This is a genomic window from uncultured Roseobacter sp. (genome assembly GCF_947501835.1).
Lineage (GTDB): Bacteria > Pseudomonadota > Alphaproteobacteria > Rhodobacterales > Rhodobacteraceae > Roseobacter.
Genome location: NZ_CANMXR010000003.1, coordinates 1 through 21,547, shown reverse-complemented (window position 1 = coordinate 21,547; position 21,547 = coordinate 1). Strand labels below are relative to the sequence as shown.

18 protein-coding genes are annotated in these 21,547 nt (G+C 59.5%); 6 read left to right on the top strand and 12 right to left on the bottom strand.

Features of this window, described 5'->3' with window-relative positions; translation table 11 throughout:
- The first annotated feature begins 214 nt into the window (after positions 1-214).
- Entirely contained in the window at positions 215-1,945 is a 1,731-nt protein-coding gene (locus tag Q1A20_RS06870) for an SLC13 family permease (protein WP_299916537.1), read from the top strand.
- 104 nt (positions 1,946-2,049) lie between these two features.
- Positions 2,050-3,228 carry a glycerate kinase gene (locus Q1A20_RS06865; protein ID WP_299402440.1) on the top strand — a complete coding sequence of 393 codons (1,179 nt, stop codon included), beginning with the start codon at positions 2,050-2,052 and terminating at the stop codon, positions 3,226-3,228.
- Between the two features lie 128 nt (positions 3,229-3,356).
- On the opposite strand, the gene Q1A20_RS06860 is transcribed toward Q1A20_RS06865, so the two are convergent.
- Positions 3,357-4,268: a DMT family transporter gene (locus tag Q1A20_RS06860; protein WP_299402438.1), complete on the bottom strand. Its 912-nt coding sequence runs from the start codon at positions 4,266-4,268 to the stop codon at positions 3,357-3,359.
- A 134-nt stretch (positions 4,269-4,402) separates the two neighbouring features.
- Between Q1A20_RS06860 and Q1A20_RS06855 the strand changes: the two genes are divergently transcribed.
- Together Q1A20_RS06855 and Q1A20_RS06850 are read left to right on the top strand one after the other, a co-directional pair.
- Positions 4,403-5,233, top strand: coding sequence for a LysR family transcriptional regulator (locus tag Q1A20_RS06855; protein ID WP_299402437.1), 831 nt, complete (start codon positions 4,403-4,405; stop codon positions 5,231-5,233).
- A 291-nt stretch (positions 5,234-5,524) separates the two neighbouring features.
- Positions 5,525-6,304 carry a universal stress protein gene (locus Q1A20_RS06850; protein WP_299402435.1) on the top strand — a complete coding sequence of 260 codons (780 nt, stop codon included), beginning with the start codon at positions 5,525-5,527 and terminating at the stop codon, positions 6,302-6,304.
- 40 nt (positions 6,305-6,344) lie between these two features.
- On the opposite strand, the gene Q1A20_RS06845 is transcribed toward Q1A20_RS06850, so the two are convergent.
- The 9 genes from Q1A20_RS06845 to Q1A20_RS06805 all read right to left on the bottom strand — a co-directional run bounded on the left by Q1A20_RS06845 (position 6,345) and on the right by Q1A20_RS06805 (position 17,518).
- On the bottom strand, positions 6,345-7,742 hold the full coding sequence (locus Q1A20_RS06845) for a 3'-5' exonuclease (RefSeq protein WP_299402433.1): 1,398 nt from the start codon (positions 7,740-7,742) through the stop codon (positions 6,345-6,347).
- Between the two features lies 1 nt (position 7,743).
- Positions 7,744-8,265, bottom strand: coding sequence for a hypothetical protein (locus tag Q1A20_RS06840; RefSeq protein WP_299402432.1), 522 nt, complete (start codon positions 8,263-8,265; stop codon positions 7,744-7,746).
- Between the two features lie 24 nt (positions 8,266-8,289).
- Positions 8,290-10,116, bottom strand: a complete 1,827-nt coding sequence (locus tag Q1A20_RS06835) for a DUF294 nucleotidyltransferase-like domain-containing protein (RefSeq protein WP_299402430.1) — start codon at positions 10,114-10,116, stop codon at positions 8,290-8,292.
- Between the two features lie 93 nt (positions 10,117-10,209).
- Positions 10,210-12,009, bottom strand: coding sequence for a sodium:solute symporter family protein (locus Q1A20_RS06830; protein ID WP_298975700.1), 1,800 nt, complete (start codon positions 12,007-12,009; stop codon positions 10,210-10,212).
- 4 nt (positions 12,010-12,013) lie between these two features.
- On the bottom strand, positions 12,014-12,295 hold the full coding sequence (locus Q1A20_RS06825; protein WP_298975699.1) for a DUF4212 domain-containing protein: 282 nt from the start codon (positions 12,293-12,295) through the stop codon (positions 12,014-12,016).
- 70 nt (positions 12,296-12,365) lie between these two features.
- Positions 12,366-13,052: an adenylate kinase gene (locus Q1A20_RS06820; RefSeq protein ID WP_299403219.1), complete on the bottom strand. Its 687-nt coding sequence runs from the start codon at positions 13,050-13,052 to the stop codon at positions 12,366-12,368.
- Complete coding sequence (acs, locus tag Q1A20_RS06815) at positions 13,052-15,031, bottom strand: acetate--CoA ligase (protein WP_299402428.1); 1,980 nt, start codon at positions 15,029-15,031, stop codon at positions 13,052-13,054. The genes Q1A20_RS06820 and acs overlap by 1 nt, the downstream gene beginning before the upstream one ends.
- 423 nt (positions 15,032-15,454) lie before the next feature.
- The gene (locus Q1A20_RS06810) at positions 15,455-16,096 is read right to left on the bottom strand and encodes a hypothetical protein (protein ID WP_299402427.1); all 642 of its coding nucleotides are present in this window, start codon (positions 16,094-16,096) and stop codon (positions 15,455-15,457) included.
- Between the two features lie 21 nt (positions 16,097-16,117).
- Positions 16,118-17,518 carry a selenium-binding protein SBP56-related protein gene (locus tag Q1A20_RS06805; RefSeq protein ID WP_299916532.1) on the bottom strand — a complete coding sequence of 467 codons (1,401 nt, stop codon included), beginning with the start codon at positions 17,516-17,518 and terminating at the stop codon, positions 16,118-16,120.
- A gap of 533 nt (positions 17,519-18,051) precedes the next feature.
- Between Q1A20_RS06805 and Q1A20_RS06800 the strand changes: the two genes are divergently transcribed.
- Together Q1A20_RS06800 and Q1A20_RS06795 are read left to right on the top strand one after the other, a co-directional pair.
- Positions 18,052-18,858 (top strand): MBL fold metallo-hydrolase, encoded by an 807-nt coding sequence (locus tag Q1A20_RS06800; RefSeq protein ID WP_299916530.1) that lies wholly within the window; start codon positions 18,052-18,054, stop codon positions 18,856-18,858.
- Positions 18,858-19,796 (top strand): MBL fold metallo-hydrolase, encoded by a 939-nt coding sequence (locus Q1A20_RS06795; protein ID WP_299916528.1) that lies wholly within the window; start codon positions 18,858-18,860, stop codon positions 19,794-19,796. Before Q1A20_RS06800 ends, Q1A20_RS06795 begins: the two co-directional genes overlap by 1 nt.
- Before the next feature lie 5 nt (positions 19,797-19,801).
- Here the strand turns inward: Q1A20_RS06795 and Q1A20_RS06790 are convergent, their stop codons facing one another.
- A complete protein-coding gene (locus Q1A20_RS06790) occupies positions 19,802-20,863 on the bottom strand; it encodes a YeeE/YedE family protein (RefSeq protein ID WP_299916526.1) in 1,062 nt (353 codons plus the stop codon).
- A gap of 99 nt (positions 20,864-20,962) precedes the next feature.
- A complete protein-coding gene (locus tag Q1A20_RS06785) occupies positions 20,963-21,394 on the bottom strand; it encodes a DUF302 domain-containing protein (protein ID WP_299916524.1) in 432 nt (143 codons plus the stop codon).
- Positions 21,395-21,547 lie beyond the last annotated feature (153 nt).

Here is a 21,547-nt window from a genome sequence, read left to right as displayed (position 1 = left end):
GATTTTGGAGTTATTGCTCTGCGGTCATCCGACGATGTGTTGGAGAGAAAGCCAAGACCCAACGCTTTCAAGCGGACTTCCGGGGGCGATATTCCCCATACTGCCGCGGGTCTGGGCGGATCTGCGCCAATGTTACGATTTTATGACAACCGCAGGAATAACCGGCCCGACATCACGTATTCCCCCCAACACTGTTACTGCGGAAGGAAATCAGATGACCGGCCTTGCACTGTCCCAAAAGCTGTTTGGAGATTGCCCGTTGCGCGAAACGGAGGTGCTGGCGGTTCCCTTGGCTATGGCCGCCGCGCTGCTGTTCTGGGCGGTGCCTGAGACGCTCGATGCTGGCGGTCGCAACGCCCTGACCATCACCGCGTTTGCGGTGATGGGCTGGACGATGACGCGTGTTCCGGATTCATTGGTGGCCATTGCCGCGGCACTCGCCCTTGTGCTCACCGGCACCCTGCCAGAGGAACGGCTTTTTGCATCATTGGGTCGAGAACTGGTCTGGTTGCTGGTGGCGGCTTTTGTCATTGCCTCCGTGTTGAAAACCAGCGGATTGATGGAACTGCTGGTCGCCCGCGCATTGGTGCCTTTCGGCAATTTCATCTCGGTCGCCTATGTTTTGACCTTCATGATCACCGCTACGGCTTTCTTCATTCCATCGACATCGGGCCGGGCCGCGCTCTTGCTGCCCGTCTTTCTGGCCCTCAAAGAGCAATTGCCGGACACGCGGCTGATCCGACCCCTGGCGCTGCTTTTCCCCACGGTGATCTTACTGTCTGCTGGTGGTTCGCTCCTGGGGGCCGGAGCGCATCTGATTGCGGTGGACGCCATTGCCCGATCCGGTGGCGCCGCTATTGGTTACCTGGAGTGGATGCTGCTCGTCCTCCCGGTCTCCTTGATCTCCAGCCTCCTCGCAACCGGATTGATCCTCTGGCTCTTTGTACCAGCCGACCTGCGCCGCGCACCGCTTGCCCTGCGCCGGCCCCCTGCACCGCTTGATACACGGCAAAAACGATTGGCCCTCATCCTCATCACACTGCTTGCGTTGTGGGTGACAACCGGCCTGCATCATGTGTCGATTGTCGTGATCGCATTGGGCGGTGCGCTGGCGCTGCTTGCCAAACCCTTCACCGACCGCAAAACCAAGGATATTTTCCGCGACGTTGACTTGGAACTGATCCTGTATCTGACGGCGACGATTGTCATTGCGGATGCGATGATCGTGACCGGCGCAAATCGGGGGCTCGCTGACGGGATGCTTTCGTTTTTGCCGGAAGCTTTTGCCAAAAACCGGGCGGTCGCGGTCGGGTTCATGGCGCTGATTGCAGTGCTCTCCCATCTGGTGATCACCTCGCGCAGTGCGCGCGCCGCTGTTCTGATCCCCGCCGTGGCCCTCCCGATTGCTGCATTCGGACATGATCCCGCGCTCATCGTGATGGTGGCGGTGCTTGGCACCGGATATTGCCAGACGATGATGGCCAGCGCCAAGCCAGTCGCGATTTATGGGACGATGGACCAGCCGACGTTTGCGCAGCGTGATCTTTTCCGCCTTGCGCTGCCGCTGATGCCCGCAGTTGCCGTGCCGCTCTGCGCCGCTGCACTGATCCTATGGCCATGGCAACTCGGTGTGAAACCCGCATCGCTAACGCCCTCGTTAGAGATCGAAATTACGATGATTGAAGGCCCTACCCTAACGCAAAAGCAGTTTGCGATCCAACACGCGGGTGGTGGTGTTTCCGCGGCCATCCCGTTGCAAAGCGCAAGGCCAGTACCGCGTCCAAACTGGATGTCTGAAGCGCGCGGTATGGAAGTTACGACCATCAACAAGCGGCCCATCGCATCGTCTCGTCGCATAACGCAGCTCGAAGCTGATCTGCGCGCGGTGAGGCGTGGCATCGGTCAGGTTACTCAAAATCTGCGCCAGAGGCTCGGCCTGCGCTAGGTGGGCAGAACACCGCTTGCGTTGCAAAGTTTCTCCCACAATCCGGAATAATTCCTGATCCCTTTCGTTCTCCTTTTATGAAGAAAATTCAAGGAGATAAAGAAATGTCTTTCACGATCCTGGTGGCACCTTCGGGCTTCAAAGAATCTCTTTCTGTCAACGATGTGACCCGCGCAATCAGCTCCGGCGTTCAAAGCGCGCTGCCGTCCGCCCGTGTGCTCGAAGCGCCTATGGTCGATGGCGGCGAGGGTTTCACCGAAGCCCTGATCAACGCCACCAAAGGCACGCTTCATGAGGCCACGGTAACCGGCCCGGTTGGGGAAAAGGTCTCTTCCTTTTTCGGCATCATGGGGGGCGACGGCCCGCGCACGGCGGTTCTGGAAATGGCGGCAGCGGCGGGCCTCAGCCTCGTGCCCAAAGACAGGCGCGACCCTGGCCGCACCACCAGCTACGGCGTTGGCGAGCTGATCTTGCGCGCGCTGGATCATGGTGCGGACAGGATCCTGATCGGTTGCGGCGACAGCGGCATCAATGATGGCGGCGCTGGCATGGCGCAGGCCCTCGGCGCGCGCCTGCTGGACGCGAGTGGGCAGGAAATTGGCTTTGGCGGGTACGAACTGGCGCGAATTGCACAGATCGACACCAGCCCAATCGATCCGCGATTGGCGCAGGTCTCCATCGACGTGGCGGTAAACTGGCACAATGTCCTGCTTGGCCCAAAAGGTGTTGCCCGCGTATTCGGCCCGCAAAAAGGCGCCTCCCCCAATCAGGTCGACGCGTTGGAAGCAGGGCTTGAACGCTACGAAGCTGTCATCCGTCAGGCCATCGGTCTGGACCTGGGGCAGGCCAACGGCTCCGGCGCATCCGGCGGGCTTGGCACCGGTCTTGTCGCTTTTGCGGGGGCGACGCTGCACCCCCGGTTTGACATCGTGATGCAGTATCTTCGGTTTGATGACATGCTGGAGAATGCCGATCTGGTGATCACTGCAGAAGGCTCTTTGGACGGGCAATCGCCCTACGGCAAAGTGCCCTGCGAAGTGGCGCGGCGTGCGCGTGATCGGGGCATCCAGACCATCGCGTTGGCGGGCACCATTGGCAAAGGCGTGCACGAAACTCTGGACAACGGCATTGATGCTTTTGCCTCGATTATCAAACGGCCCTGCTCGCTTGATGAGGCCATCGACAAGGGCGAAAAGCTGCTCCGGCGCGCGGCAGAAGACGCAATGCGCATGATGATCGTCGGCATGCGATTGACAGATCGGGCCATCCCGATCGCAATCTGATCGTGCGCTTTTGTCCTGCCGAAACCTGCGTCCTGGCATCCACCCGTGATCTCTTGCCAGATCGCTGGTGGTCAATGCTCCGCCAGGCTGCAGGCATTGTACTTCCGGGCCAAATGGCATGGCATGGATCACTTCACCGCCATGGTTTTGGGCAGCGGTACGGACTTGCGGCCCCGTCCCATGAGGATCAACGCGACGCCCACGCCAATGATAAGGGCGGTTATCACCTCAGATGCGCCGGCCGGTTCCGCCAGAATGGCCAGACCCAAGCCCAACGTCACAAGTGGAATAAGCGCGGGCAGCGTGGCACCAATGACTGGGCCCAGAAGCTCCGCAGAGCGGTTGAAAGCGAAGACTGCGAAAACACTGACCAACACGCCCTGAAACCCGGCTTGCAGCATGATATCCTGCAATGGCGCATCGGCTATCCTTTTCGGGAGCAGGGTGAAATAGATCGGTAAATACACAAGCGCCGACCCCACAGCGACAATTGCGGTTGCATGCAGCGCCGAGATCCGCGCCCGGCGCACCACCGCCGCGTAGGCCGCCCACATCACACCGGTCGAGATCAGGATGACGTGCCCGGTGGTGAGCCCGGTCGGATGATACCATGCGGAGCCCAGCAATCCGGCAAGGATGCAAAGGATACCAATTCCCCGCAACCATCGCAGGCGGTCTTGAAACAGCATCGCTCCCAAAACCGCGGAGCTGACGGCCATGATGCCGGGATTAAACGCACCCGCCGCCGACGCAGGCGCGGTTTGCAGTGCCTGTGACACCAGAACGATGTAAGGCGCGCCAAATCCGCAGATCACCAGCACAAGGCCAACCGCGCCCAATCGTCGAAAGGCAAATCCGGTTTTGAGGATGACCGGCATTAGCACCAGAGCGGCAGAGCCGAACCGCAAGGCTGTCAGGTCATAGGCGTTCAGATGCGTCGTCACGCCCAGGCGCAGCAGCACCAGCGACCCGGACCAGACAAATACCGCCGTAAGCGCCCACAGCGTTCCAATCAAAGTCGCGTTCTGGATTTTAGCCATGTGCCCTCCATTTTTTGGGAGAGCCTAGGCTTTGACCGAGAGTTAGAAAAACGATATGTTCTCTATTTGTGAATCACTTTTCCTCAACCATTACTGACAAGCAATCACCGCCCCTTGCGAACAGAACCTTCAACATGGAGGCGCTGCGCAGCTTCGTGGCGATTTGCGAAACCGGCACCTTTCGACGAGCAGCGGCACGTGTGAACCGGTCGCCCTCGGCGATCAGCTTGCAGATTGGCAAACTGGAAGAACAGATCAACGCCAGGCTGATGACCCGAGACGCCCGCCATGTCGAATTGACGGATCAGGGCGAGGTCCTGCTCGGCTATGCCCGGAGGCTGCTGGGGATCAGCGACGAGGCAATGGCGCATTTTCGCGGCTCACCGCTGACCGGGCATCTGCGATTGGCGGCGCCACATGATCTCGGGGTGTCGCAGGTGCCTGGGATTTTACAAAAGCTCGCTGAAACCCACCCCGGCATTGTGGTCGACGTATCCCTGGGAACGAGCAAGGCAGTACAGAACATGTTTGCGAACGGAGAGGTGAACGTCGCGCTCTTCAATGAGGTCAGGGACACGTCCATGAAGGTTCAGCAACTCTCTTCCGAGCCGCTGATCTGGGCGATGTGCGAAGGTGGACGTGCAATTGAGCGCTCTCCCCTGCCGCTTGCGATTGCAGAGGTTGGTTGTGCGTGGCGCGAGGCTGCCCTGCAGGCCTTGGAAAAGAAAGGGTTATCCCACCGTGTCGCCTATTCAAGCGATACCTCAATGGGTCAGATCGCGGCGTTGAATTCAGACCTGGCAATCGCTGTTTTACCCAAATCGCTGGTTACTGGAAAACTGGTCGAAGCCCCCTCTGACTACGGATTGCCGCCGCTGCCCAAGACGCACATCTTTCTGGCGCATGATGGCGGCGATTTGGCAAAGGTGCTCATTACCAGCCTGCCGCATGAGGGTGGTAGGTGACGGGCGCGCGTGAACCGTTTGCATAGGCATAGAATATCGCCTTTTAAATCTGGCTGATGTGGCCTGCGACGACTAGCTGAGAAGCCTATGCGAACATATGTCATGACCCGTATTTACCCATTTGCCGGCATGACCATTGGCGATTTCGAAACCGGTTCTTTTTGCACCCCTCACCTCGCGTTTTTCAACAAAATCAAGCCGATCCCTACCACTGGCGTCTTGTCTGAGTGGAACCCCTCCCCACATATAAAGCAGGTCGAAAACACATGGATCCGGGAGGGGGATAGGAAAGTGAAAAGCATCATCGTGGCGAGCGATTTGTCAGAGCGGTCGCGCCAGGCGGTTCGGCGCGGCGTCAACCTGGCGGCGGATTTGAATGCCAAGCTGACTGTATTGCACGTGGTCGACGATGCCATGCCCACAACGCTGTCGAATCAGGTCCAACGCGAAGCGGCTGGCACGCTGTCCGACGAGGTTGCAGCAGACGCAGACGGTCGCAAGATAGACCATGAGATCAAGGTGGTTGTCGGTGACACAATCGAAGAAATCAATGCACAGGCCCGGTCGTTGAATGCCGACCTGTTGATTGTCGGCCTGCATCGCCGCAGGGTCTTTCTTGACCACATCAAAGAGACCACGATGGAGCATCTCATCCGTTCCAGCCGTTTGCCAGTCCTCCTTGTGGCAAATAAGGCAGATGAAGCCTATGCCCGCGTTTTGGGCGGCGTTGATCTTTCACGGGTTTGCGCCTCGGCCTTGCACAAGATCCGAATGATCGCGCCGCGGGCCGAATTGACCCTTTTTCACGCCCATGAGGTGTCGTTTCGCAAAGAAGCCGAGCGTGATTATGCCACTTGGAAGGCCGTATCCGATCTTCCAGGTGACCTGCCCGATCCGGTTTTTGTCGAAGCGAAAGCGCGTGATGCGCTGCATGAGGTCATGGACAAGGGACACTATGACCTGCTGGCCATCGGGGCGCATACGCGATCAAACGCAGGTCGGTACATTCTCGGCGGTTTTTCCGCCGGTTTGATCCGTAACCCGCCCTGTGATCTCCTGCTCGCCAAATAGATCGGAAGCGCGGGGGATACGCCGCGAAATGTCAGATCGGTCAGCTTTGAACCTTCAGGATACGGCTATGTTTTTGAACTTCGGCCCGAAGCGCGCCGAATGTGCGCAGGCCGCGCGCTTCAAGAATGGGCAGCATGGACACAAAAGCATGAGCCGTGGCCATCGCATCGCCCAGGGCCGTGTGACGTAGCGCATCGGGGATTTCCACCGCGAGCCGGTCACAGATAGCATCCAGCGTGTGCTCTGCCGACCCGCCAAAAACAATGGCGGAGAGATGCACCGTGTCCAGCACCGGGTTGTCGAAGTCGACACCACTTTCAGCCGCGCAGCCGTGCAGAAACGCCATATCAAAAGGCGCGTTATGGGCAATGATCACCGCCCCCTGCGCAAAGGTATGAAAATCCGCGCAGGCCTCGGGAAAGCCGGGGGCGCCTGCGACCATATCGTCGGTGATGCGGTGCACCTTGGTTGATCCCGGCGGGATCGGCCGGCCCGGATCCACCAGCGTCTCGAACGTCTCTGCGGCGATGACCTTTCCGTTGACAACCCGGACCGCCCCCAATTGCACCACCGCGTCCGTCGTTGGATCAAGCCCGGTGGTTTCACTGTCAAAAACAGCAAAGGTCAGATCCCGCAGGTCGGCATCGTCGGGGTCATCGGGCCGGTTTCTTTCAAACAGGTCAAAGTCATAGACGAGGGGTCGGGCCGCATCAGGGTCCAGCGGCTCCAGCATCAGAACGTAACCGGCTTCCGCATCGAACCGGCGGATATGTCCCGTGTAGATCGCGCCGGAGCGCCCCTTTGTGGTGATCTCGCAGCGTTCTATGCCCTCGGTGCGCATGCGAGCCAGCGCTGCGTGAATGGCGGTGTCTTCCAGATAGTCGAACACCGAAGCATTCAGCCGGGCGGGTGCTTCGCACTCCATCAGATCGGCCGCTTGCCCGTCATAGAGTACGATCTGATGATCAGGTGTGGCGACGATCATAGCCACGGGAATGTCCGAGAGAATGCGCAACAATTGAGCGCGGTGCCGTTCCAGCCGGGCGGTTTTCTGGGCGACGGTCTCTGCCGTATCTTGTGCCGCAGCGCCAAGCTTTGCATGGATCGCCGAGGCGGCAGGGGCCAGATCGCCGAGATATTTCGCCGCTGTCGCATCGATCTGTCCGCTGATGTCTGCGTTGGCGCGCACCCGGAATTGCGCCGCGATATGTTCGATCGGTTTGCAGACATTTTCGTCGAAAAGTCGCCAGACAAAGGTCGCCAGCGCAAGCAACCCGAAGGCCGAAACGATGCCCACGGTCATGAAGGACGACAGCGCCTCGGGATCACCAAGCTGGCGAAACCCCAACCAGAGCGCGCCGCCAATGACCGCCAGCCCGCCGCCCCCGATCAGACCGAAGAACAGAAACACCCGCAAGCGGAGGCTGAGCGTGGACATGTCAGACCTCCTCGCAGGCAGCTTTCAAAACGGGATCATCCGTCGCAACCGCGCGCCAGTCTGCATTAAGCACATCGCCGCCCGTGTCAAACTCAATGCCATCGACCACATCCGCCCGCTGCGCATTGGCGCAGTCAAAGAGCATCGGCACCTTTGCCGTGCGTGCCCAGCGGCCGTAAAACACCAGATCAACGATACGCCGCGAGGGCTGTTCAGGATGGGTACGCAGGCTCGCCTGATCGACGGCCACGAAACGGGATACGAAGGGCCGCGCGTAGGTCCAGGGGCGGTAGAATGCCTGTTCCTCCACCGTCTGGGCAACCACCAACCCCTGAGGCATATTGGCCGTGGTGCGCCCGTACCAGCCGTATTCGCTGGAGATCGTCGCCAGCAGCATTGCAGCGCCCGCCGCCGCGGGCACCAGCCATTTCGGCAGACGGCCCTTGAGCGTCCGGTTCACGGCCCAGACGATCAGCGCCGCAGCCGCTCCTGCAACAATCGTTCCGATCAATTCAAAAAACATGTGCCTCCCCCTCTTGTCGCGATCCTAGCCCAATACACCCCGTCCCTGCATCAACGCTGATTGCATCGTCTTGATCACCACAAAGGCGTCCCGCAGATGGCTGCGCTCAAAAGCTGAGAGCCGGGCGGGTGGCAGGAAATTATCGGGTGCCTCACCCTGCTTGATCAGGTTGGCCTGATGGTTCAGCCGGGTTTGGGCGACCAGATCGTAGGCATCGAGCAAATCGCGCCCACCGCTTTTGCTGACCACATCCGCCGCCATCGCGGCCTCCAGCCGGGCGCGGGTATTGATCACGTCGAGCTTGCCCTGCAGCGCGTACATGCGTCCCAGATCGACCACTGGCACCACGCCGTTGAGCTTGAGATCAATGGTGTTGCGCCGCTCGCCCGACCGAATCGTCGCCAGCCCCTTCAGCAGGCCCAGCGGCGTGGCATGGGTCAGCGCGTTGCTGGCCATATGCGCGGTGAAGATGGAGTTGGCGGCTGAGGCCTCCAGCGTCTCCATCTGCAAGCCTTCGAACAGGCTCGCATCCCCGCCGATGGGCCGCAGGTCGAACATGACGGAGGCCAGCATCTGTGCCTCTTTGCTCGGGCTTTTGATCCAGGATCGAAAATACTCGCGCCAGACCGACACCGGCTGGCACCAGCGCGGGTTCGTCGCCATCATGTCACCGGGGCAATAGACGTAGCCACAGGCGTCCAGCCCGTCGCTGACAAACTGCGCGAATGGTCCGAAATAGGCGAGCGCCTCGGCGTCCAGACCATCCTCCAAAATCAGGCAATTGTCCTGATCGGACACGCCCGTCTGTTCCTGCCGCCCCTGGCTGCCACAGGCGAGCCAGACATATCGTGCGGGCGGCGGACCGAATTCCGCTTCTGCCAGATGCAGGAGGCGGCGGGTGACCACATCGGCGATGTCGGTGATCAGGCGCGTGACCACATCATGGCGATTGCCTGCGGCCACCAGTTGCACCAGCAGGTTTGGGATGCGTTTGGTCACTTCGGCCAGCGCTTCGGCGGTCTCCGCGCGGGCGGCCTCTGCCACAAACCCTGCGGTGTTGGAGGCCTGAAACCGGGTCAGGTCGGTCTGTGTGACGATGCCCACCAAGCGGCCTGCAGAGACCACCGGCAGGTGGCCCAAACGGTATTCCATCATCATATGCAGCACGTCCGACCCGATGGCGGAGGGTGGCAAGACACGCGGGTTTGCGGTCATCACCACGCTGACCGGCGTGTCATGTACCAACCCATCAGCCAGCGCTTTTCCTGACAGGTCGCGTATCGTCAGGATGCCGATCAGCGCGTCATTCTCGACCACACAAAGACAGGAGATATGGCGATCCCGCATCAGCTGCGCCGCGGCCTGCACGGTCATCGTCGGTGGGCAGGTCAAGGGGCTTGGGACCATCAGGGTTTCCACCCGGACACTGGTCAGATCGAACGCGCGCAGGGCTTCGGCCGCCTCACCCGACCGCGAGCGGTCAAAGAAACGGTGGAACGGCTCATGCTCCGCGCGGAGCTTATGAAATAGATCACGCGGCAGGCAGATCAGCTGGCTGTCTTCGGTGGCACTGGCCGAGGTCGCGGCCTTGCCGTCCTGCAAAAGCCCCCGTTCGCCAAAGGAGTTCTGCCGCTGAAGCTGGGAGACTTCCTTACCATGCGCATCGCGCACCGACACCTGACCGCTGAAAATAATGTAAAGACCGTGTAGCGGCGCACCATGTTGGTAGATCGAATCACCAGCCGCCATGGCCACCCATTCCACCCGGTTGGCAATTTCGCTCAGCACCCCGTCCGGCAAAGCATCATAGGGATGGATTTGAGCGAGGAAAGACTGCGCCGTCTCGGTCATGAGGAAGTCCTGGATGTCAGGGCGTCGAAACACCCCGCGGTTGCAAAAGTCAAAGGTGGGGCCAGCGGTATCTGCACCGCTGGCCCCCTTGGTTTAGTGGTCGACCGCGGCACCGGCACCGGCAGGCACCCGCACGCTTTCGACAAGGTCCTTGATCTCCTGCGGGGTGTCCCTGGTCGACATCGACACCGCGTAAGCGACCCCGAAGTTGATCAGCGCACCCACTGCACCGATTGCCGTGGACTGGATGCCAAAGAGCGATCCGTCAACGGTATCGGGGAAGGAATTGGTGCCCGCGATGAAGAGCCACCCCTTGTGCAGGAAGATGTAGACCAGCGTGAAGATCAGACCGGCCAGCATGCCCGAGACTGCGCCCACGTTGTTCACCCGCTTGGAGAAGATGCCCATCATCAGCGCCGGGAAGATCGACGCCGCTGCCAGACCAAAGGCCAGCGCCACGGTTTGCGCCGCAAATCCTGGGGGGTTGAGCCCGAGGATCGTAGCCACACCAATGGCCACGGCCATGGCGATCCGCGCGGAGAGCAGTTCCGCCTTTTCCGACATGTTCGGCGTCAACTGACCCTTCAGCAAGTCGTGAGATACCGCTGAAGAGATCGCCAGCAGCAGACCCGCCGCTGTGGAGAGCGCCGCCGCAAGGCCGCCCGCCGCCACCAGACCGATCACCCAACCGGGCAAGTTCGCGATCTCGGGGTTGGCCAGCACGAGGATGTCGCGGTTGAAGTTAGTCAGCTCATTGCCTTCCCAGCCGTTTTCCGCGGCCTTTGCCGTCATCGCGTCGGACTCGTCGTTGTAATATTGGATCTTGCCGTCGCCGTTCTTGTCTTCCCAGTCGAGAAGACCGGTTTTCTGCCATGTGGCCATCCAATCATAACGCTCATCGCTTTCGATGGTCTCGACCGATACCGCCTCACCGTTGGTACCATTGGGCCACATCAGCTCGGTGATGTTGAGCCGCGCCATCGCACCGACGGCCGGGGCTGTCAGGTAGAGCAAAGCGATGAACACGAGCGCCCAGCCCGCCGACCAGCGGGCGTCGGACACTTTCGGCACGGTGAAGAAGCGCATGATCACGTGCGGCAGACCCGCTGTGCCGATCATCAGCGACAGCGTGAAGAGCACCATGTTGAGGTTATCCTTATGCGCTTCGGTGTAGCTCGCAAAGCCCAGGTCGGTCACGATCTGGTCGAGCTTGGTCAGCAGGTAGACAGAGCCCTCGCCGCCGGTTGCAGTGGTCTCGGAGAAGAGCCCCAGCGCTGGGATCGGCATGCCCGTCAGCTGCAAGGAGATGAACACGGCCGGGATCGTATAGGCCATGATCAGCACCACATATTGCGCCACCTGCGTATAGGTCACGCCCTTCATGCCGCCGAACACCGCGTAGGCAAAAACCACACAGGCCCCGATCAACAGACCAGCCGTGTTGGAGATTTCAAGGAACCGCCCAAAAGCCACGCCCACCCCTGTCATCTGACCAATCACATACGTCGTGGACGCAACGATAAGACAGATAACAGCGACGAGGCGTGCAGTTGGGGAGTAAAACCGGTCACCAATAAATTCGGACACCGTAAACTTGCCAAACTTACGCAAGTAAGGGGCAAGCAACAGCGCCAGCAACACGTAACCACCGGTCCATCCCATCAGGAAGGAGGAGTTGTCGTAGCCGGTAAAGGCAATCAGGCCGGCCATAGAGATGAAGGAGGCCGCAGACATCCAGTCCGCCGCCGTGGCCATGCCATTGGTCACAGGGTGGACACCCCGACCGGCGGCATAGAATTCAGATGTGGAGCCCGCCCGGGCCCACACCGCGATGCCGATGTAGAGCGCGAATGACGCGCCAACAAACAGCAGGTTTAACGTAAACTGGTCCATCAGATCAGTCCTCCTCTACGCCGTATTCACGGTCGAGTTTGTTCATCCGCCAGGCGTAGAAAAAGATCAGGCCAAGGAAGACGAGAATGGAGCCTTGCTGGGCAAACCAGAAGCCCAGATCGGTACCGCCAACCTCGATGCCCGCGAGCACAGGCCGCAGCAGAATGCCGAAACCGAAGGATACCAAGGCCCAGATGATCAGGCTGATGGTGATGATGCGAATGTTTGCCGACCAGTAGCCGGTGCCATCCTCCGCGGCCTTTGTTCTTATCGATTGATCCGTCATTGAGTGTCCCTCCTCATTTGATGTTCCCAAAGCGCTCGAGCACCCCAAGCGGGTGCGCAAGCTTTTGATTTCAGGCCGTAATAGGGGTCACCACGCGGGCGATCTCGCGCCGTATGGTATCAATTTCCCCCATCGCGTTGATGCGTTCCAGCGCCCCTTTGCTGTCGTAGTAACGGATCAGCGGCTCGGTCTGTTCGTGATAAGCATCCAGCCGCGACATCACCGTGCTGGCATTGTCATCGGCGCGGCGCTTCATGTCCTGCGACCCGCAAGCATCACAGATGCCGTCGGTTTTGGTCGGTTTGAAGGTGTCGTGATATCCTTCGCCACAGCCGCCGCAGGTGAAACGCCCGGTGATGCGGATGACCATTTTCGCATCGTCGACTTCGAGCGAGATCGCCGCATTGATCCGTTGACCGGCTTTCGCCAGCAGGTCGTCCAAGGCTTCGGCCTGGCCGGTGGTGCGGGGGAACCCATCCAGCACAACGCCCTGCGCGCAATCCGCAGCCTTCAGCCGGTCGCTGAGAATGGCCAGAACAATCTCATCACTAACCAGACCGCCTGCTTCCATGACCGCGTTGGCTTCCTTGCCCGCCGGGGTTCCACGGGCCACCGCCGCGCGCAACAGATCGCCGGTCGACAGTTGCACCAGCCCGAATTTCTCTTCCAGCATGCGCGCCTGCGTACCCTTGCCGGCGCCCGGTGGGCCCAACAGGATCAGGACCGGGGCAACGTGAGGTGTGCGTGTTCCGTCCATCATGTGTCCTTTCTGTTCATGCGGTTATCAATCAGGTCATCCACCACGCTGGGATCGGCCAGCGTCGATGTATCGCCAAGGGTCGCGTAGTCGTCCTCGGCGATCTTGCGCAGGATGCGCCGCATGATCTTGCCGGAGCGGGTCTTCGGCAGGCCCGGCGCCCATTGGATGAGATCAGGCTTGGCAATCGGGCCAATCTCCGTGCGCACCCAAACCTCAAGCTCCTTGCGCAGCTCGGGCGATGACACTTCGCCATTCATCAGGGTCACGTAGGCGTAGATGCCCTGCCCCTTGATGTCGTGCGGATAGCCAACAACAGCGGCCTCAGCGACTTTTGCATGTGCGACCAGCGCGCTTTCGACCTCAGCAGTACCCATGCGGTGACCGGAGACGTTGATCACGTCATCGACACGGCCGGTGATCCAATAGTCCCCATCCGCATCGCGGCGGCAGCCGTCACCCGTGAAGTAATAGCCTTTGTAATCAGAGAAATAGGTTTTCTCGAACCTTTCATGATCGCCCCAGACGGTGCGCATCTGACCGGGCCAGCTGTCGGCGAGCACCAGGACACCTTCGGCCTCGGTTGTCGTGATCTCAACACCCGATTGCGGGTCGAGCACCTTGGGGATGATTCCGAAAAATGGCTGTTGAGCGGAACCCGGTTTCAGCTCGGTGGCCCCCGGCAGTGGTGTCAGCAGGTGCCCCCCCGTTTCGGTCTGCCACCAGGTGTCGACGATGGGGCATTTGCCCTTGCCGACAACCGTGTTGTACCAATTCCAGGCTTCGGGATTGATCGGTTCGCCCACGGTGCCGAGCACCCGCAAGTCAGACAGATCATATTGGTTCACGGGGTCATCGCCCGCCGCCATCAGCGCCCGAATGGCTGTGGGCGCGGTGTAGAACTGGTTCACCTTATGCTTTTCGCAAACCGCCCAGAAGCGCCCCGCGTCGGGGTAGGTTGGCACCCCCTCGAACATGATCGTCGTCGCGCCATTGGCCAGCGGGCCATAGACGATGTAGCTGTGCCCGGTGACCCAGCCCACATCCGCCGTGCACCAGAAAACATCGCCATCGTGATAGTCAAAGGTGATCTCATGGGTCATCGCGGCATAGGTCAGATAGCCACCAGATGTGTGTACAACGCCCTTGGGCTGCCCGGTGGAGCCGGAGGTGTAGAGGATGAACAGCGGGTCTTCGGCATTCATCGGCACCGGTGCGCAGGTGTCGTCTGCCTCCAGCGCCATTTCGTTGTAGTCGTAGTCGCGGTCGGTCCAGGTGGTTTGACCGCCCGTGCGTTTGACCACCAGACACTTGACCTTGTCATTGCAGTGCAGCAGGGCCGCATCGGTATTTGATTTCAGCGCGGTTTTGCGGCCACCCCGTGGGGCTTCATCGGCTGTGATCACAACCTTCGCGTCGCATCCGTTGATCCGAGCGCCAAGCGCATCCGAGGAGAACCCGGCAAAGACAATCGAGTGGATCGCCCCGATCCGCGCGCAGGCCAGCATCGCGTATGCGGCCTCCGGGATCATCGGCAGGTAGATCACCACCCGGTCACCTTTGCGCACGCCAAGCGTTTCGAGGATGTTGGCCATCTTGCAGACGCTGCGATGCAGGTCCTTGTAGGTGATGTGCAGGGCGTCGTCCTTTGGATCATCTGGCTCCCAGATGATCGCGGTCTGATCGCCGCGCGTGGCCAGATGGCGGTCGATGCAATTGGCCGCGACGTTCAGGACACCATCTTCGAACCACTTGATCGAGACATTGCCCAGGGTGAAGTCGACATCTTTGACTTTCGTGAAGGGCTTGATCCAATCAAGGCGCCCGCCCTGCTTGGCCCAGAATGCCGCCGGATCGGCGACCGACGCCTCGTAAAGCGAGGCATATTGCGCCGCATTCACGTGCGGCGTTTTTGCGTCGGACGTCGCCACATTTGACGTTTCAGATTTTCGGGTGATGGGCTCTTCTACGGTGTCCATTTCGGCCTCCTATGCGTAATGGCGGCGGGGAAATTTCCGTATCGACAGGTGGATTTCGCCCCGAGGAATTGTAAATACCTTTAAGGCACTCAATGTAAAATAGTCATTATCTTACTGTATTTGGTCATTTTTTTTGTAACTCTATTTTCAATTTAAAGTTGAAACTGTAAACTATTGGTGCGACAATTTGCCAAAACCCAACGATCACAGGGCCTTGTGTGTTAACGTGTTGTTAACCAAATTTACTGTTAGCGCCCCAACAATTTGGCGGCCCACAGCCGCGATTTATGGATCGCTTGGCAAGCGGAGTTGGGGCAGCGATCAAAAGTTTTTTTCAATGCCGCTGAGCGCCGAATCTGGCGCGCCGCGGTCAGGCGACCGAGCGGGCAAAAACTGGTCATACGTTCGCGGTTTTTCGGGGAATTATTTGGCGCTCAGGACGGCAATCACACCAACCAGGATCAAGCTCAGCGCCCAGACCACATCCAAATTGAACCATGACTTCGACAGAAACTTGAGCCCCAGCCAGAAATACATGCCCGCCGCAAGCGCGCCGCCTGCCACGGTCATGGCAAGGGTATGCGATGCGGCAACAGCCAGCGCGATATTGAAATTGGACGCCATGAGTACACCTGCCGCCGCGTGGCCTGCATCGGTATCGGCGATGGCGCAAATGCCCAGATAGATGGGGACGAGCATCAAGCCCGCGCCATGAGCAAGTGCCGCAAGAAACGACCAAAGCCCCAGCTTGCTGGGTTTGACACGGGCCAGAAATCTGGGGTGACGCCTGTTCCAAAGCAGGTAGACCCCTAATGTGATCACAAGAACGCCGGCGCCGATGCGGATTTCGGCCTCCCATTGCACCAGCGTGATCATCATGGTGAACGGCAACAGGATCGCGGTCATGGCCAGCAGATGCCCGATGGCCAGCGCGACAAGCGCGCTCAACAGCGCCGCGGTACGATGTTCAAAAAGCGCGGCTGACACCGCAAGCGGCCACCCCATGCCGGGGTTCACACCGTGATAGAAACCGGAGAAAATGACGGCCCCCCAAAGGGCCGCCATGGAGGTTGGATCATCCAAGGGTCAGACGTTGGGGTAGCAGAAACTGTCTGTGGAACAGTCGCCCCCCTCCAGCCGGATCTGGTGTGACCGCAGACCCTTTGGAAAATCTACGTAGAAGTCATTGTCGAGCGTCAGCCCGCCGTTTTCGCCGACATGCGCCATGACCATCTGCCCGCCTTCATCATCGGGATAGAACTGATCGTCCCAGGTGGAATAGAGCGAATTGGTCCAGTAGACGCGTTTGCCATCCCGGCTGATCTCCACCATCTGCGGCCCATAGGCAAAGGGTTTGCCATTCGGGTGTGCGGTCCCGCGTGCGATCCCGCCCAGTTCCACCTTACCCGCAAGCTTTGGAGTCATCGGGTCGGTCACATCATATTGATGCATCTCGCCCAACCCCCAACACGCGACATAGAGATACTTGTCATCCAGGCTGAGGTCGATGTCTGTGACCAGCGGCGGCACCGCGCCAAATCCTTTCAGCAGTTCAGGCAGGTTGTCGGCATCCTCTGGCCGTGGATCGATGGTGATGGTCTTTTTCGACTGCCAGACGCCATCGTCATCACGCCACCAGGTAAAGATCGCCCCCTGCAAGTTGGTCGTGTCGACCACCACACCACAAAATCCATAGGATTTCGCCGGATCATGGGCGGGCCGGATTTCCAGCGCCATCTGATGGTTCTCGCCAAAATCCATCGTCTGGATATTCTTGCGCGCGCGCAGGTCCCAGAAATGGATTGAGTGGCCGTATTTGTTGCTCAGCAGATCCTCTGGCACCACTCCGTTTTCGAACTGCGGCGGCAGGCCCCATTCGGAGGAGACCATGTAGTCCTGCGGCAAGTTCCACCAGAAATCATAGTGCTTGTCCTGCTTACCCCGGTCCATCTCGTAGCGGCCGATGATCTCGAAGGTTTCGCAATCCATGATGAAGATGCCCGGCGGACCGTCCGTCCCATCCTCACCCCCGCCCCCGAGGGTCGAGACATAGATCCCCTCGGGCCCGCAGTGGATCGTGTGGGGCCGCGAATACCCGGTCTTGGCAAAGACTTCTTCGGGCTCGATGATCTTGTGGATTTTTGCCTCAAGCGGCTCTTTGACATCGATTATGTAGATCCGCGATGACCGGATGCCCGGTACGATGAGATACCGCCGTTCCAGAAACGCATGACCGGTCAGCGGCGACAGCGCGGAAGAGCAGGCATTCCAGCCAAAATGGTGGAATTCGTCCCCCTGATAGGGCGCAATGACCTGATGCACGATCTGACCATAGCTGTCTGACTTTGGGTTCACATCGACCACAGCAATGCCATCGGATTGTGACCCATCCGGACTGAGCATCACCGTGAATGCGTAGTTTTCGGTGGGCGCTTGCATGGCAAGCTGCGGTGTGGCGTGGAATGTTGGATCTGGTCTTAAATTCACGAATTTTCCTCCCGGTCGTTGTCCGTTGTTTAAGTGCTGTGCCTTCGGTTTTACCTCTTGGTTTTCTGGACTTCGGGATATCGAAGTCGCGCAAAATCGCGGTTTGATTGGTCGCGTTTTTAAATGTAAGACAATTGAAGTCGACTTGGCGCTTCAATGCAAGGTTTTTATGGGCACTGCAGTTAAGAGATTAGTCTTAGTTTGCGGATCCTTTTGGCGAAAACACCGGTTTCAAACCCAGGTCGCTGACCCCGCAAGAGCTTCGCAGACGCATCGGTCATCTCCAGAGTACTGACCGGGCTCCAGACATCGGTTTTCCACCTCCCGTCGCAAAGCCATCTCGGGACAGGGAGGCTTGTCATTGCTTCGGCAATAGTATCATATTCATTAAATAGAATTTGTTTTGAGGGAGGAGCGCTGTAATTAAACTGGACAGGCGACAGGTTGTTTCAGGCCTGGGCGGTCTTGCCCTTTGCGGACCACCCTGGCGCGCGCTGGCTCAGACAACACTCCGTTTGGGAACATTCGAAGTCATGAGCATCAGTGATGGTCATCTTGTCCTGCCGGGCGGGTTCTTTTTCGATGGATTACCAAAGGCAGATCTCGACGTCATCCTCACCAAACATGGCATCTCTACCGATCAGGTTGAGCCACCCTGCAACCTGACCCTCCTGCGTCAGGCGGATAAAGCCGTTCTGTTCGACGCAGGTTCTGGCGCTGGTTTCATGCCAAGCGCCGGACGGATGCTCGATAAGCTTGAAGCGGTTTGCGTCACGCCCGATGACATCACCCATGTGGTTTTCACCCATGCGCATCCCGACCACCTTTGGGGAATTCTCGATGATTTCGACGATCCGGTGTTTCCCGACGCGCAATTGATGATTGGTCAGGCTGAATGGGACTATTGGACCGATCCCGATACGGTAAATACCATCGGCGATGCGCGTGCGTCCTTTGCCGTAGGCGCCGCCCGCAGGCTTGAGGCGATCCGGGATCAGATCACGTTTTTCCGGGACGCAGAGGAGATTTTGCCGGGCGTAATGGCGCATGGCACCCCTGGCCATACGCCGGGCCATATGTCCTTCGAGATACGGGAGGGATCAGAGGCGCTGCTGGTTGGCGGGGACGCGATTGGCAACGCGCATGTGGCTTTTGCCCGCCCCGACTGGCCAACAGGGGCAGATCAGGACCGCGACCTGGGCGCGCAAACCCGGATGCGCTTACTCGACCAATTGGCAACAGATGAGATCGCCCTGCTGGGGTTTCATCTGCCTGGTGGTGGTCTGGGCTGGGTCGCACGCGATGGCGATGCCTATCGATTTGTGACGGAGGATATGTGATGCGATGGACCCTGATTGCGCTGCTCGCCTCGACAGCGAGCGCCAGTGAAGATATCGCGGACAAATATCCCGGCTCGCTGCTTTACAACAAACCGGTCGAGGTGATCCCGGGGGTGTTTTCCGCCATCGGGGCCACCGCCCCGCCGACCTATGAAAACGCCGGGCATAATAATAACCTCAGCTTCATTGTCACAGGCGAAGGCGTTGTCGTGGTCAATGGCGGCGCGGCATACGGGCTGGCAAAGGCACTGCACGATGAAATCAGAGCGGTGACCGATCAGCCGGTCAAACTGGTGTTCAATGAAAACGGTCAGGGCCATGCTGTTTTAGGCAACAGTTATTGGGCCGAACAGAACGTGCCCATCATTGCCCATGCCGATGCCGCCGAGGAGGTGGCGGAATATGGTGGCAGCATTCTGGAGGGCATGAAGCGGTACAACCGCGACCAGGCGGCGGGTACCACGCTGCAGGGTCCGACCGAAACGTTTGAGGATGACTACATCGTTGAGATGGGCCCATTCCGGATCGAAGCGCGCTATCTTGGCCCGGCACATTCGCCCGGCGATATCGTCATCTGGCTGCCAAATCAGAGCCTGGTGATCGCTGGTGACATGGCCTTTCACGAACGTATGCTGCCGATATTCGAACACACCTATACGGCGGATTGGCTGGAAACCTGGGACAGTGAATTCGAGGCGTTTGGCGCGACCTATGTCATTCCCGGCCACGGGCACCCGACAAATATGGATCAGGTGCGGCGCTACACGAAAGGCTATCTGGAATATCTGCGTGAAAAAGTGGGCGCGCATCTGGAGGCGGGAGGTGGGCTGGCGGAAGCCTATTACGTGGACCAATCGCCCTATGCGCATCTCGATACCTTCGAGGAACTAGCCACCAAGAACGCGGGCCGCGTTTTCGAGCAGATGGAGTTCGAATAGGCCGCTCAGGCCGGTGTTGGCACCCGCAGGTTTTGCGTCAACCGATGCGTGATCGCCGCGCCCACCCACATGCAAAAGACCGCCACCCAAGCGGTGACGGCAAAGATGGCGCCACCGGACATCCCCGCCCCAACGGCGCAGCCGCCCGCCAGCATGCTGCCAAAACCCATCAGGCAAGCCCCGATCAGGTATCGCTCCATCGGGGTTTCGGGGCCGAAACGTTCGATTTTCGCTTCTCCCGCGGCCAGCGCCATCAACCCTGCACCAGCAAACACGCCCGGGACCAGCCCAACGCCAAACCCCAATGGCATCTGGGTGCTGTTCACGAGACCCATCAGCGTGTCGGTGGACGGTCCGGTAAATGTGATCGATGAGATCGCGACCACCTCAAACGAGGTTTGGGCAATGGCGAAGGTCAAGAGCCAGCCCAAAGCAACGGCTCCGCCAACGCAGATGGCGGCGACCATCCGCGAAGGCCCGGTCCGGCATCCTGCGGAAAATGCTAGTGCCCCCAACAGACCAAGCGCTGCGAGACCGCTCGCCGCTCCCGACGTCAGGCCAAGATGTGCCAATAGGCTGCGCGCTGCGCCGCCTTCGATCAGCCAAAGTTGCGCCAGATCCTCACGCATGGGAGCCAAGACGCCACGTAGCGATGCCTGGGCCACCAGCGTCAGAACCAACCCCGTCACGATCGCGCGCAGATTGCCGGTCGCCGAAAGCACCAGCAATCGACTGGCGCAGCCGCGTGCGAGGATCATACCCGCACCGAACATCAGCCCGCCGATCACTGCGCCTGACATGCTGCCAGTGGCCGCCAATTGGCGTGCCTCCGAGACATCGAGAAAACCCGCTGCAATGGCGGCCTGCACACAAAAGACGGCGGCGCAAAACGCAATGAGCCAGATGAACAAACGCTCGCCAAAGTGACCCTCCGACACCTCCACGGTGGCGGCCCGCAGGCAAAACCTTGCGTGTTGCGCCGCGATGCCAAAAACCAGGCCGACCAGCGCGCCAGCCATCATCAAGACCGCGCCCTCCCCGAATTGATCCATCAGGTTTTCCAGCATGAGACTGCCTTTCCGCTGCGCGCGGGTCTAATGATCAATCGCGTGGAGAGCTTTGACCTGTGTCAAGCTGATGCACACACCGGACAAAGCTGGCAGCCTTTACTCCATGGCCTCCTGCACGATCTCATCGAGCAGCGCCTGCACCTGCTGCATTTCGCCCTCGGGGTATTGGCGATAGCCGATCATCACCGCGCCCGCCTGATCCGCGACGAAGATGCCATAAGGGCAATGGGCAATGTTCATCGGGTCGGCTTCCATCACCCGGCGCGACACTTGCGCCGAGCAAAACAGGAAGATGTCCGCTTCCTTGAAAAGCTCAACATCTGACCCAACATCCGCCGCTGTCCGGCTCAGCATTTCGCCGGTATGGCTGACGTAGTCGATCACCAGACCGCGCCCGACAATGGCGCTTTCGACGGCAAAGGTCGCGTCTTCGAAACTGCCATCAAAAGGATAGGTAACCGCCTGATCTGCCGCACCGGCTTGGCCGGCGATTAGGGCAAAAGCCCCGGCAATAAGGATATGTTTCATCACGTGACCTCCCAGGTTGTTTCGACATTCTCGCACAAGGCGCAGGCCCGGGCCTTGATCTACCGCAGGCCCGGGGCCGCCAAATCAGCTGAACATATCTGCGGTGATGCCTGCGTACCAGCCTTCGGATTCCTCGTAGGTCGCGCGGCGTAT